This is a genomic window from Mesorhizobium sp. M7A.F.Ca.CA.001.10.2.1 (assembly GCF_003998575.1).
Classification (GTDB): Bacteria; Pseudomonadota; Alphaproteobacteria; order Rhizobiales; family Rhizobiaceae; genus Mesorhizobium.
Map to the genome: position 1 here is coordinate 1 of NZ_RZQY01000098.1, position 13,252 is coordinate 13,252.

The window sequence follows — 13,252 nt, forward strand, 5'->3', positions numbered from 1 at the left end:
GTGGTGAGCAGCGGCGTGGTCAGCGCATAGAGCTGCGCGTCCTCCATGCGGCGGCCGAGATCGATACCGTTGATGATGTTGCCCCATTGGTCGGAGCCGCCCATCTGCAGGCGGCAGCCGAGACGCTTGTAGAGTTCGACGAAATCATAGGCCTGCAGGATCATGTAGTTGAATTCGAGGAACGACAGCGACTGCTCGCGATCGAGCCGCAGCTTGACGGAATCGAACGCCAGCATGCGGTTGACGGAAAAGTGACGGCCGACATCGCGCAGGAAATTGACGTAGTTGATCTCCATCAGCCAGTCGGCGTTGTTGACCATGATGGCGTCGTTCGGACCGCTGCCGAATTTGAGGTAGGGCATGAAGTTGCGGCGGATGCCAGCCAGATTGTCTTCGATGTCCTGCGGGGTCAAAAGCTTGCGCGCCTCGTCCTTGAAGGACGGGTCGCCGATCATCGAGGTGCCGCCGCCCATCAGCGCGATCGGCCGGTGACCGGTCTGCTGAAGCCAGTGCAGCATCATGATCTGGATCAGCGAGCCGGCGTGCAGGCTCTTGGCGGTGGCGTCGAAGCCGATATAGGCCGTCACCGTTTCCTTGGCGAAGATAGTGTCGAGACCGGCATCATCCGAAGTCTGGTGGATGAAACCGCGCTCGCTCATCGTGCGCAGGAAATCCGATTTGAAGGCAGGCATTTTTTCTTTCCCGAAAGCGTCCGGCCAGCGTGGCTCGGGTGTGCATGAACGCGGGCGTTTAGCATCCAAGCGCGATCAGCAAAAGTGGTTTCCGGTTTTGCGACTGATCGTGCGCCAGACAAAGGTCCAGCGATCAGCAAAAGTGGTTTCCGGTTTTGGTGCCCGCGCGGATGGCATTTGCGAATCCTTGCTTCGTCGTTTGGGCTGGCGTATTGAGGCGCCGCGCAGGGCAGGGCCTGAGGCGCCGCGACGGGGCCATCCCGCAGATCAGATCCGGAAAGCTCCGCGATGAACAGGAACTATCTTTTTCTCTTTCTGTTCAGCGTGCTGATGACTTTCAGCGGACTGGCGAGCCTTCCACCCGTCGACCGGGACGAATCCCGTTTTGTCCAGGCCACCAAGCAGATGGTCGAAACCTCCGACTATGTCGACATCCGTTTTCAGGATGCCTCGCGCTACAAGAAGCCGATCGGCATCTACTGGCTGCAATCGGCGGCCGTGGCGCTGAGCGGCGAGGGGGCGGCGGCGCCGATCTGGGTCTACCGCCTCGTCTCCATGCTTGGCATTGCCTTGGCCGTCGTCGGCATTGCCTGGACAGGCACCAAGCTGTTCGGGGCCAATGCCGGTCTCGCCGCCGGCCTGATGATGGCGGCGATCTTCGCCACCGCCTTCGAGGGGCGTGACGCCAAGACCGACGCCATGCTGCTGGCCTGCTGCGTGGCGGCGCAAGGCGCGCTCGCTCAGATCTATCTGGCATCGCGCCGCAACGAACCGGTAGCGGCCCATCTGCCGTGGATATTCTGGGCCGCTCAAGGCCTTGGAATCCTTATCAAGGGGCCGGTGGCTCCGCTGTTGTCGGTGCTGACGGTCGCCGCCCTGTTTGCCTTCGAGCGCGACTGGCGCTGGCTCCTGAAGCTGAAGCTCGTGCGCGGTGTCGCCCTGGTGCTGTTCATCGTGCTGCCCTGGGTCGCCCTCATCACTTGGAAGAGCGGCGGCGCCTTCCTCAGTGATGCCGTCGGCAAGGACATGATGGCCAAGGTCGCCTCGGGCGAGGAATCGCACGGCCTGCCGCCGGGCTTCTACATGCTGACCTATTCCTTGTTCATGTGGCCGTTCGGTCTGATCGCGGTTGGCGCCGGGCTGCAGGCCCTCAACCGGTTGCGCGACGATCCGCGGCTGCGTTTCTGCCTCGCCTGGTACATTCCGTTCTGGCTGGTGTTCGAACTGATCCCGACCAAGCTGCCGCACTATGTCCTGCCGGCCTATCCCGGCATGGCGCTGCTGATCGGTTGGCTGTTGACCTTGCCGCCCCAGGAGGCGAATGCGCCGCTCAGGCGCTGGCAGGATTGGTTGTGGTGGTCGACCGCATTCGGTCTTGCCGTGGTCAGCCTTGGCCTGGCGGCGGTCTGCGTCGGAGCGCCGATCTATCTCACCGGCGCCTTCTCCTGGTGGAGCATCCCGGCCGCCGCGGCGGCGCTGGCGGCAGGATATTTCGCTTTTTCGCGACAGCTGCAAGTGCCGCTCTCCCGCATCGGCACAATCGCCGTCTGCGCGGGCATCACCTATGGACTGTTGTTCGGCGTCATCGCGCCTTCGCTGAAACCGATCTGGCTGAGCCCGGCGATCGAGGCGGCGTTCCAGGCCAACAGGCCTTGCGACACCACGGTGCTCGCTTCGGCGGAATATCACGAGCCGAGCCTGGTGTTCCTGGTCGGCACCAAGACCGTCCTGACCGATGTCGATGGCGTCGCCAAGCATCTGCTCGGCGATCCTGCCTGCGCCCTGGCTCTGGCGCAGGTCGGCGACGAGCAGAAACTGAATGGGTTGCTGGCGGCGCAAGGCAAGTCGGCGAACCGCGTTGCCGAGGTCGACGGCCTCAACTATTCGTCGGGAGACAAGCTGTCGCTCGGCCTCTATCGTGTAACCCAGTGACGGCTCGCCGATGCCCATGACGGCGACAATGGGGTCGAATTTCCTATGCTGGTGAAATCACGCCCGCCCGTTTCGAGCCTGCTCCTTGGGGTAGGGCGCCGGTCGCTCGACAATTTTCGCGATACGATGCAGATCGCCAAAAGCCGCCTTGCCACCCGCCCGGCCAGATACCCGAACGTTTTGTGGTCGGTCTGGGTGCTGGTCTGGGTTTTGCTGACGGCGGCAGCGTTTGTTCGTCTCGACACCCCGGCCGGAATGCTTCACGGCAAGTGGTCGGCGGGATTTGCCCGGACTGCCGACTTTTTCACCCAGTTCGGCCTGGGTGGCTGGTATCTCATTCCCTCAGTGCTTCTGCTTGTCGCCGCCAACCTGACGGATTGGCGAAGCCTCTCGCGGCGCTCGCTGATGCTGCTCTACAACTGGACCTGCCTGGCTTTTCTGGTGCTGTGCGCCACCGGCCTGTCGGGGATCGCCGTCAATGTGCTGAAATATGCCATTGGCCGGGCTCGCCCCCTCTATTACGAGGACTTTGGCGTGCTGACCCTGCACCCCTTCGCTTTCGATGCGCGCTTCGCCGGCTTTCCGTCCGGCCATGGTACGACGATGGGCGCGGTGTTCGGGGTCGCTTTGCTGTTGTTTCCGCGGCGCTGGTACATCGCCCTGGCGATCACCGCTTGTATCGCCTCGACCCGTATCTTCGTTGGCGCGCACTATCCCAGCGACACCGTCGCCGGCTTCGGCCTTGGCTGCGGCTTCGCGCTCGCCTGCGGGCTGGTCTTTGCCCGGCTCGGCTTCATTTTCCGGCCGATGCCGTCGGGACTGCCGGTCCGCAAGAGAACGTTTCGGCTGATCGGACCGACAAGGAAGGCTGCCTGAGCATTCGAAGTTCAGTTGCCGTCCAGTCCGCCATAGGATCTGACCAGGCCGGCCATGCCGGGCGACTGGTGGTCTTCGCTTTCCAGCCCCTGTGCAACGCCGACGCGATCGGCGACCGGCCGGTTCTGGCTGACCTTCCACTTGCCGTGGATTTCGCTGATCTCGATTTCCAGCCCGATAATGCCCTTGATCTGCGACTGGATGAAGGGCTCCGGCGCATCGGTCACCGCCCAGGGTGCGGCGCGGGCGCCTTCCTGGGATATGGTCAGATCGGCGATCTGCTGCGCCAGCCAGTCCTGATCATCCATCACCTTGACGGTGCCGCGAACCTGCACGATGGCGTAATTCCAGGTCGGCACCACCTTGCCGGTCTCGCGCTTGGTCTCGTACCAGGACGGCGTCACATAGGCATCGCTGCCCTGGAAGACGATCAGCACGGGGGATGCCGGGTTGTCGGCCAACAGGCGCCATTGCGGGTTGGCCCGCGCCAGATGGGCGCGCAGCGTGCCGTTAGGCCCGATTTCCGCGTCGAGCAGGAACGGGACAGCGTTGGCGACCGGCCCATCGGGCCCGTTGGAAACCAACAGGCCCAGCGGATGCGTCCGGATCAGCCCGTGCAGGATTTCCGGCCGCGTTTCCCTGAAATGAGGAGGTTCGTACATCGCCGTCCGTTCTTGCCTTGTTTATCTCAGCCGCTTCGGACGCGGATCCGACAATTCGCCGGCCAGCCGGCGGTCGAGATAGTCGGCGCATTCCTCGAGCAGCAGGTCGGCATCGTTGGCGAAGAAATGGTTGGCGCCGGGCAAGGTCTTTTGCGTGATGGTGATGCCCTTCTGCGTGTGCAGCTTGTCGACCAGGCCCTGCACATCCTTCGGCGGCGCCACCTTGTCGGCATCGCCATGGATGATCAGGCCCGATGACGGGCAGGGCGCCAGGAACGAGAAATCATAGGTGTTGGGCTGCGGCGCGATCGAAATGAAGCCTTCGATCTCCGGCCGGCGCATCAGAAGCTGCATGCCGATCCAGGAGCCGAAGGAGTAGCCGGCGACCCAGCAGCTCTTGGAATCGGGATGCAGCGACTGCACCCAGTCCAAAGCGGCGGCGGCGTCCGACAGCTCGCCGGTGCCATGGTCGAACTCGCCCTGGCTGCGGCCGATGCCGCGGAAATTGAAGCGAAGCGTGGTGAAATCCCGCTTCTGGAACATGTAGAAGAGGTCGTAGACGATCTTGTTGTTCATCGTGCCGCCGAATTGCGGGTGCGGGTGCAGGACGATGGCAATCGGCGCGCTCTTTTCCTTGGAAGGCTGATAGCGACCCTCCAGGCGGCCGGCAGGACCGGTGAAAATGACCTCAGGCATAAAATACTCCACTTGGTAATACGAACGCGCGGTGCCTGGAACGTTTCCTCTGGCCTTGACGCAGGGCGAGCGTCTTCTTAGAAGCTAGTTTAGAATTGTTCAAAACTGAGTGGCAAGACATCGAGCCCGGCCACCCGCGCCGCAAGCCGCGTAAATAGGACGGCTCGCCTTGGAATTTCAAGGAAATAACGCCATACGACAGCGGAATGGCTTCTGACGGGATTTGACGGACGAAAATGGCCGGAATACGCGCCTATCTCGACTACAATGCCAGTGCGCCGCTGCTTGCCGTGGCCCGCGAGGCTATGGTCGCGGCCCTTGACGTCGCGGCCAATCCGTCATCGGTTCACGCCGAGGGGCGCGCGGCCCGCCGCCTGATCGAGACCGTCAGGCGTGACGTGGCGGCGCTAGTCAACGCCAAGGCGGAGCATGTCGTGTTCACCTCCGGTGCCACGGAAGCAGCCTCGACGCTGCTGTCACCCGACTGGCAGATGGGGCGCGGCACGGTGCGTATGAGCCGGCTTTACGTGTCGGAGGCCGATCATCCCTGCCTGTTGAACGGCGGACGGTTCCCCGCAGCGCAGGTGACGCGGATCGGCGTCGACGCCAACGGCATTGCCGATCTCGGCGCCTTGGAGTCGGCGCTCGGCGGTCACGACAAGAGCGAGGGCCTGCCGCTGGTCGCAATCCACGCCGCCAACAACGAGACCGGCGTCATCCAGCCGATCGATCGTATCGCCGCGATCGTCAAGGCGGCGGGCGGCATCCTCATTGTCGACGCCGTGCAGGCCGTAGGGCGTGTTTCGACCGATCTATCAGCGGGTTACGCCGATTATCTGATTCTGTCCTCGCACAAGATCGGTGGACCCAAGGGCGTCGGCGCCATCGTCGCGGCTTCCGATTTGATGATGCCGAAGCCGCTGATCAATGGCGGTGGCCAGGAAAAGGGCCATCGCGGCGGAACTGAGAACCTCGCCGCCATTGCCGGTTTCGGCGCCGCCGCACGCGAGGCGCTTGCCGGATTGCCGGCCATGGATGCGGTGCGCCAGCGCCGCGACGAGATCGAGGCCATCGTCAAATCGCTGGTGCCGGACGCGGAAATCTTTGGAACCGGTGCGCCAAGGCTTGCCAATACGGCATTCTTCGCTATTGCGGGCGTCAAAGCCGAAACCGCGCAGATCGCCTTCGATCTGGCCGGTGTAGCGCTGTCGGCCGGCTCTGCCTGTTCGTCGGGCAAGGTCGGACCGAGCCATGTGCTGAAAGCCATGGGCTACGGTGACAGTCTCGGCGCCTTGCGGGTGTCGATCGGACCGGCGACCGGCGCGGAAGACGTTGAGCTTTTCCGCACCGCGCTTGCGGGTATTGCCGCACGAAGGGCGGATAGAGAACGGGCCGCGTAGCGGTTGGACGAATTTGGGCCTTTCGGCCTGGTAGAGCCGTGCGTTTCATGCTGGCCGGGTGAATTCCCGGTCGAAGCGCACTATATTAAACTTACGCTGCCGCGAGCACCTCTTCGGGGTTCGTTTTTGGCGGTGCCATAGTTTGAAAACTGTCGGGCCTTGACCCCGGCGTGGATGGAGAACGCTTATGCCTGCTGTGCAGGACACGATCGATCGGGTCCGAAAGATCGACGTCGACCAATACAAATACGGATTCCAGACCGAAATCGCTGTCGATAAGGCCCCCAAGGGCCTCAGCGAAGATATCATCCGTTTCATTTCGGCCAAGAAGGACGAACCGTCCTGGATGCTGGAATGGCGTCTGGAAGCGTATCGCCGCTGGCTGACGCTTGACGAGCCGACTTGGGCGCGCGTCCACTATCCCAAGATCGATTTCCAGGACATCTACTTCTACGCGGCGCCCAAGAGCACGCCCGGCCCGACTTCGCTGAGCGATGTCGATCCCGAACTCTTGAAGGTCTACGAGAAGCTCGGCATTCCGCTGCGCGAGCAGGAAATCCTTGCCGGCGTGCAGAAGACCGACGCCTCGGAACTCGAGGAAGTCAGCGACAATGTCTACAAATCGGGCCGCGTCGCCGTCGATGCCGTGTTCGATTCCGTCTCCGTCGTCACCACCTTCAAGAAGGAGCTGGCGCAGGCCGGCGTCATCTTCTGCTCGATCTCGGAAGCCATCCGCGAGCATCCGGAGCTGGTGAAGAAATATCTCGGCTCGGTCGTGCCGACCTCAGACAATTACTACGCCACGCTGAATTCGGCTGTGTTCACCGACGGCTCGTTCGTCTTCGTGCCCAAGGGCGTGCGCTGCCCGATGGAGCTGTCGACCTATTTCCGCATGAACGAGAAGAACACCGGCCAGTTCGAGCGCACGCTGATCATCGCCGAGGAGGGGGCTTACGTCTCCTATCTCGAGGGCTGCACGGCGCCGCAACGCGACGAGAACCAGTTGCACGCGGCGGTCGTCGAACTGGTAGCGCTCGACGATGCCGAGATCAAATATTCCACGGTGCAGAACTGGTACCCCGGCGACGCCGAGGGCAAGGGCGGCATCTACAACTTCGTCACCAAGCGCGGCGACTGCCGTGGCGACCGCTCGAAGATTTCGTGGACGCAGGTCGAGACCGGTTCGGCGATCACCTGGAAATATCCGAGCTGCATCCTGCGCGGTGACGATTCCCAAGGTGAGTTCTATTCGATTGCGGTATCGAACGGCTATCAGCAGGTCGACAGCGGCACCAAGATGATCCACCTCGGCAAGAACACGTCGAGCCGCATCATCTCCAAGGGCATCGCCGCCGGCTTCTCGCAGAACACCTATCGCGGCCAGGTCTCGGCGCACCGCAAGGCGACCAACGCCCGCAACTTCACCAACTGCGACTCGCTGCTGATCGGCGACCAGTGCGGCGCGCACACCGTGCCATACATGGAAGCCAAGAACTCGACGGCGCAGTTCGAGCACGAAGCGACGACCTCGAAGATTTCCGAGGACCAGAAATTCTACGTCATGCAGCGCGGCATCCCCGAAGAGGAAGCAATTGCGCTGATCGTCAATGGTTTCGTCAAGGACGTCATCCAGCAGCTGCCGATGGAATTCGCCGTCGAAGCGCAGAAGCTGATTGGGATTAGCCTTGAGGGCTCGGTCGGCTGACCGGACAAATATTCAGGAAACAAGAATGCTTGAAATCAGAAACCTGCACGCCCGCATCGTCGATGACGGCACCGAAATCATCCGTGGCTTGAACCTGACGGTGAAAGCCGGCGAGGTTGCCGCGATCATGGGGCCGAACGGCTCGGGAAAATCGACGCTGTCCTACATCCTCGCCGGCCGCGAGGACTATGAGGTGACCGAAGGCGACATCCTCTACAACGGCCAGTCGATCCTCGAAATGGATCCGGCCGAGCGCGCCACGTCAGGCATTTTCCTCGCCTTCCAGTATCCGATGGAGATACCGGGCGTGGCCACCATGGAATTCCTGAAAGTGGCGATGAACGAGCAGCGCAAGGCGCGTGGCGAAGAGCCGCTGAAGATCCCGGAATTTTTGAAGCGCGTGAAGGAAGCCGCCGCCTCGCTCAGCATGGACATGGCGATGCTCAAGCGGCCGCTCAATGTCGGCTTCTCCGGCGGCGAGAAGAAGCGGGCAGAGATTCTGCAGATGAAGCTGCTGGAGCCGAAACTGTGCGTGCTCGACGAGACCGATTCCGGCCTCGATATCGATGCGCTGAAGATCGTGTCCGACGGCGTCAACGCGCTGCGGGCGCCGGACCGGGCGTTCTTGGTCATCACCCACTACCAGCGCCTGCTTGAGCACATCGTGCCCGACACCGTGCACGTGCTCTACAAGGGCCAGGTCATCAAGTCCGGCGACAAGTCGCTGGCGCTCGACCTGGAAGCCAATGGCTATGCCGGCGTGATCGGCGAAGCCGCGTGAGATGCCAGAGGTAATACCGATGAACATGCACACACAACCGCAGCGGACACCGGCCGAGACAGCGTTGATCGACGCGTTCGGCGACCGGCTGTCGCTGCTGCCGGGTGACGGCGCGGTGATGCTGAAGCGCGACGACGCCATCGAGACGATCAAGCACGGCCTGCCGACGCGGCGTGTCGAATCCTGGCATTACACCGACCTGCGCCGGTTGCTGAATACCGTGCCGGACTTCGACCCCGCCGCCATGGCCAAAGCCGTTGCACCGATCGTCGACGGTTCCACCGTGGTGTCGATCCTGAACGGCAAGTCGGACGCCAAAGTGCCGGTTCTTGAAGGCGTTTCTTTCCAGCGCCTGTCGGAAAAGCTGATCGACGGCAGCGCAGCAGCTGGGCTCGATCCCTATGGCAGCGACGACGCCATCGGCGCGCTGAACACGGCTTTCGTCGCCGACGGGTATTTTGTCGACATCGCCGATGGTGTGGAACTTGAAAAGCCGGTCGAGCTGCAGAACCTGCAGGCTGGCGGCCAGACCCATGTGCGCCTGCGAGTGCGTGTCGGCGCCGGCGCCAAGGCCGTCATCGTCGAACGTCAGACGGGTGACGGCGCTGCCTTGGGCAGCTCGGTCAGCCAGCTCGTGCTCGGCGAGGGCGCCGAGGTGACGTGGCTGATCGTCCAGGAGCAGCCGGAAACGGCGGCGCATCTGGCGCAGTTCAAGGCCCATATCGGCAAGAATGCGAAACTGACGTTGTTTGTCATGAACGCCGGCGGCAGACTGGTGCGCCAGGAGATCATGGTCAGGACGACTGGCGAAGGCGCCGATTTCAAGCTGCGCGGCATCAACCTCCTGGCCGGCGACACCCATACCGACGTGACCATGGTGCTCGACCACGCCGTGCCGCACACGACCTCGACGGAAGTCATCCGCAACGTGGTGACGGGCAAGGCGCGCGGCGTCTTCCAGGGTCGCATCAACGTCCATCAATATGCGCAGAAGACCAACGCCAAGATGGCCTGCAACACGCTGCTGCTGTCGGACGACGGCGAGTTCTCGACCAAGCCCGAGCTTGAAATCTTCGCCGACGACGTGATTTGCGGCCACGGCGCGACGGTCACCGAGATCGACCATAACCATCTGTTCTACCTGATGGCGCGCGGCGTCGACGAGAAAAGCGCGCGGGGCTTGCTCGTCAAGGCCTTCGTCGCCGAGGTGATCGAGGAACTTGACGACGAGGCAATCGTCGAAGCGCTGGAGGCGCGGCTCGACGGCTGGTTCGCGGCGCACGGGTGATTTGATGAACGCACCGGGCAAGATCGGAGATTTCTACGACGTCGAAGCGATCCGCCGCGATTTCCCGATCCTGTCGCGGGAAGTCTATGGCAAGCCGCTGGTCTATCTCGACAATGGCGCCTCGGCACAAAAGCCGCAGGCGGTGCTGGACACAATCCAGCATGCCTATTCCCAGGAATACGCCAACGTCCATCGCGGCCTGCATTTTCTCTCGAACGCCGCGACCGATGCCTACGAAAAGGCGCGAGAGACGGTGCGCCGCTTCCTCAATGCGCCGAGCACCGACAACATCATCTTCACCTCGAACACGACTTCGGCCATCAACACGGTCGCCTATGGCTATGGCATGCCCAACATCGGCGAGGGCGACGAGATCGTGCTGTCGATCATGGAGCACCACTCCAACATCGTTCCCTGGCATTTCATCCGCGAGCGGCAGGGCGCCAAACTGGTCTGGGTGCCGGTCGACGATCTCGGCGTCTTCCACATCGAGGAATTTGAAAAGCGGCTGACCAGCAAGACAAAGCTCGTTGCCATTACCCACATGTCGAACGCGCTTGGCACTGTGACGCCGATCAAGGAAATCGTGCGCATTGCGCATTCGCGCGGAATTCCGGTGCTGGTCGACGGCAGTCAGAGCGCCGTGCATATGCCTATCGACGTGCAGGATCTCGACTGCGACTTTTTCGTCTTCACCGGGCACAAGGTGTATGGCCCGTCGGGCATCGGCGTGCTCTACGGCAAGAAGGACATTCTCGCTGGCATGCGGCCCTTCATGGGCGGCGGCTCGTTGTAGGTGACGATGTCTTCCGTCACCTCCTCGATCATCTCGCCGCCGCACCGCTTCGAGGCCGGCACGCCGCCGATCGTCCAGGCGATCGGGCTGGGTGCCGCGCTCGACTATATGGAAACGATCGGCCGCGAGCGCATTGCCGCCCATGAGGAAGACCTCAAGAACTACGCGCATGAGCGGCTGCGCTCCATCAATTCGCTGCGCATCTTCGGTGATGCGCCCGGCAAGGGCGCCATCATCTCGTTCGAACTGCAAGGCATTCATGCGCATGACGTGTCGATGGTGATAGACAGGCAGGGCGTTGCGGTGCGGGCGGGCACGCATTGCGCCCAGCCGCTGTTGAAACGCTTCGGCGTAACCTCCACATGCAGGGCATCGTTCGGCATGTATAATACCAGGGCCGAAGTCGACGCTTTGGCCGAGGCGCTTGAAAAAGCGCGCAAATTCTTCGGATGACGAGTTTTTTGGGTGACGACCATGGATGATGCAAGCATCGCTGCCGAGACCACTCCGGAAACCGCGCCCAATACGCTGGTTTCGGGATCAGCCATTCCAGCCGACGAACTGGCGCGGCTGACCGACGACATCGTCTCGGCGCTGAAGACGGTCTACGATCCGGAAATCCCGGCCGATATCTACGAGCTCGGCCTGATCTACAAGATCGACATCGAGGACAATCGCTCGGTCAAGATCGACATGACGCTGACCGCTCCGGGCTGCCCTGTCGCCGGCGAAATGCCCGGCTGGGTCGAAAATGCCGTCGGCGCCGTCGAAGGCGTGTCCGGCGTCGAGGTCAACATGACCTTCGACCCGCCGTGGTCGGCCGACCGCATGTCGGAAGAGGCGCAGGTCGCGGTGGGTTGGTACTAGCGTTGGGCCTGGCATACTTGCGCCAGGGGTAAAACTTCACCATTTTAGGTGAGGAATCATTCGGCAGGCCTTGAACCTGCATGGAATGGAAGGAAAAAGAATGGGACGCTTTGCCGTCATCACGATGACCGAAAAGGCCGCCGACCGGGTGCGCGAGATTGTCGCCACGCGTGACAATGCGCACGGCATCCGCCTCGGCATCAAGAAGGGCGGCTGCGCGGGCATGGAATATACGGTCGATCTGGTGACCGAGCCCAATACCAAGGACGACCATATCGAGCGCGACGGCGCGCATGTCTATGTGGCGCCCGAGGCAGCGCTATTCCTGTTCGGCACCGAGATGGATTTCGAGCAGACGACGCTGCGCACCGGCTTCACCTTCCACAATCCGAACCAGAGTTCGGCCTGCGGCTGCGGCGAATCCGTCGAACTGAAGCCGGCCGACCTGAAGGCGCTGGCAGAGGCACGCGCCTCCGCCTGACCCTCCTTCGCCCGTTTACGGGGCTAATCCACCCACATGCCCGTGCGCTTGTGCCAGTCGGCGATCGATTCCTCGGGATAGACGTCGAAGACCTTGTCATGCTTGCCAACCACCGGCTCCACCCAGTTCGCCTTGTATTTCAGCATGAGGTGCACCTTGCTTGGCGGAATGGGTAAATCGCTGTCGATCGCCGAAGCGAAGGGATGCACCAGCTCCGGCCATGTCGGGTCGTAGAGCCAAAGGGCTGATCCACATTTCTTGCAGAAATTGCGCTCGCCGGTCGAGATTTCGCAATGCGGATGCTCGTCGTCCTCGATCTCCGCCCGAAAGACGCCGAGGCTGCGCTTGCCCCTGATGTTCAGTGTTTCGTTGTCGGCACCGAGATTGATGGCAAACCCGCCGCCGCCCTGCTGCTTGCGGCAGATCGAGCAGTAGCACAGCATGAATGGCGCCGGCGTGTGGCTCTCCACCTCGAAACGGACGGCATTGCAGCGGCAGGAGCCTTTGAGCAGCACGGGCATAGCGGGAACTCCGATCGACCTCACACAACCTGTCAGCATGATTTTGGTTGCGGCGATGACAAGGCCAAACGCCGGTGACATGATCGCGGCATGGACAATGAACGCATCGCCGAACTGTTCGAAGGCCTCGGCCCGGTCAGCATCCGAAAACTGTTCGGCGGCAAGGGCATCTATTTCGACGGTGTCATCGTCGCCATCGTGCTGCGTGGCGAATTGCTGTTGAAGGCCGACGAGCAAAGCGTGCCCGAGTTCGAGGCCGCCGGCTGCACGCAATGGACCTATACCGGCTCGCGCCACGGCAAGCTGGTCGCCATGCCCTACTGGAGCGTTCCAGACAGCGCTTTCGATGATCCCGACGAGATGACGATCTGGGCACGCCGGGCCTATGAGGCGGGGCGACGGGCGGGGAAGTAGATTCCCGCAAGCGCGAGGCCACCCCCTCATCCGTCCGCTTCGCGGCCACCTTCTCCCCGAGGGGAGAAGAGGTCGACGTCGGCGCTGCAAGCTCCTCTCCCCTCGGGGAGAAGGTGGCCGCGAAGCGGACGGATGAGGGGG

Annotated in this window: 13 protein-coding genes and 1 pseudogene; 10 read left to right on the forward strand and 4 right to left on the reverse strand. The window is 62.3% G+C overall.

Features of this window, described 5'->3' with window-relative positions; all coding sequences use genetic code 11:
* A partial coding sequence (gene tyrS, locus EN964_RS09285; protein WP_127276314.1) for a tyrosine--tRNA ligase occupies window positions 1-692 on the reverse strand: 692 nt, incomplete at its 3' end.
* Window positions 693-980: 288 nt separating this feature from the next.
* Here tyrS and EN964_RS09290 point away from each other — a divergent pair.
* Window positions 981-2,624, forward strand: coding sequence for a glycosyltransferase family 39 protein (locus EN964_RS09290; RefSeq protein ID WP_127268787.1), 1,644 nt, complete (start codon window positions 981-983; stop codon window positions 2,622-2,624).
* A 126-nt stretch (window positions 2,625-2,750) separates the two neighbouring features.
* Window positions 2,751-3,500 (forward strand): phosphatase PAP2 family protein, encoded by a 750-nt coding sequence (locus tag EN964_RS09295; RefSeq protein ID WP_245473102.1) that lies wholly within the window; start codon window positions 2,751-2,753, stop codon window positions 3,498-3,500.
* Window positions 3,501-3,511: 11 nt separating this feature from the next.
* On the opposite strand, the gene EN964_RS09300 is transcribed toward EN964_RS09295, so the two are convergent.
* Both EN964_RS09300 and EN964_RS09305 read right to left on the reverse strand, forming a co-directional pair.
* Window positions 3,512-4,162 (reverse strand): FMN-binding negative transcriptional regulator, encoded by a 651-nt coding sequence (locus EN964_RS09300; protein WP_127268785.1) that lies wholly within the window; start codon window positions 4,160-4,162, stop codon window positions 3,512-3,514.
* A gap of 21 nt (window positions 4,163-4,183) precedes the next feature.
* Complete coding sequence (locus EN964_RS09305) at window positions 4,184-4,858, reverse strand: alpha/beta hydrolase (RefSeq protein WP_023669128.1); 675 nt, start codon at window positions 4,856-4,858, stop codon at window positions 4,184-4,186.
* A 236-nt stretch (window positions 4,859-5,094) separates the two neighbouring features.
* Between EN964_RS09305 and EN964_RS09310 the strand changes: the two genes are divergently transcribed.
* From EN964_RS09310 to sufA, 7 genes and pseudogenes are all read left to right on the forward strand, one after another.
* Window positions 5,095-6,258: a cysteine desulfurase family protein gene (locus tag EN964_RS09310; RefSeq protein ID WP_127268784.1), complete on the forward strand. Its 1,164-nt coding sequence runs from the start codon at window positions 5,095-5,097 to the stop codon at window positions 6,256-6,258.
* Between the two features lie 187 nt (window positions 6,259-6,445).
* Complete coding sequence (gene sufB, locus EN964_RS09315; RefSeq protein WP_027037002.1) at window positions 6,446-7,963, forward strand: Fe-S cluster assembly protein SufB; 1,518 nt, start codon at window positions 6,446-6,448, stop codon at window positions 7,961-7,963.
* Window positions 7,964-7,988: 25 nt separating this feature from the next.
* Window positions 7,989-8,744 carry a Fe-S cluster assembly ATPase SufC gene (sufC, locus tag EN964_RS09320; RefSeq protein ID WP_023810312.1) on the forward strand — a complete coding sequence of 252 codons (756 nt, stop codon included), beginning with the start codon at window positions 7,989-7,991 and terminating at the stop codon, window positions 8,742-8,744.
* A 19-nt stretch (window positions 8,745-8,763) separates the two neighbouring features.
* Window positions 8,764-10,032 carry a Fe-S cluster assembly protein SufD gene (gene sufD / locus EN964_RS09325; protein ID WP_127270923.1) on the forward strand — a complete coding sequence of 423 codons (1,269 nt, stop codon included), beginning with the start codon at window positions 8,764-8,766 and terminating at the stop codon, window positions 10,030-10,032.
* A gap of 4 nt (window positions 10,033-10,036) precedes the next feature.
* Window positions 10,037-11,281, forward strand: a pseudogene (locus EN964_RS09330) (cysteine desulfurase).
* A 21-nt stretch (window positions 11,282-11,302) separates the two neighbouring features.
* Window positions 11,303-11,695 carry an SUF system Fe-S cluster assembly protein gene (locus EN964_RS09335; protein ID WP_127270728.1) on the forward strand — a complete coding sequence of 131 codons (393 nt, stop codon included), beginning with the start codon at window positions 11,303-11,305 and terminating at the stop codon, window positions 11,693-11,695.
* 100 nt (window positions 11,696-11,795) lie between these two features.
* Window positions 11,796-12,176 (forward strand): Fe-S cluster assembly scaffold SufA, encoded by a 381-nt coding sequence (gene sufA, locus EN964_RS09340; RefSeq protein ID WP_013532156.1) that lies wholly within the window; start codon window positions 11,796-11,798, stop codon window positions 12,174-12,176.
* A gap of 23 nt (window positions 12,177-12,199) precedes the next feature.
* Here the strand turns inward: sufA and EN964_RS09345 are convergent, their stop codons facing one another.
* A complete protein-coding gene (locus EN964_RS09345) occupies window positions 12,200-12,697 on the reverse strand; it encodes a GFA family protein (protein ID WP_127270730.1) in 498 nt (165 codons plus the stop codon).
* Between the two features lie 90 nt (window positions 12,698-12,787).
* Here EN964_RS09345 and EN964_RS09350 point away from each other — a divergent pair, with 90 nt between their 5' ends.
* On the forward strand, window positions 12,788-13,111 hold the full coding sequence (locus EN964_RS09350) for a TfoX/Sxy family protein (protein WP_127270731.1): 324 nt from the start codon (window positions 12,788-12,790) through the stop codon (window positions 13,109-13,111).
* Window positions 13,112-13,252: the final 141 nt, after the last annotated feature.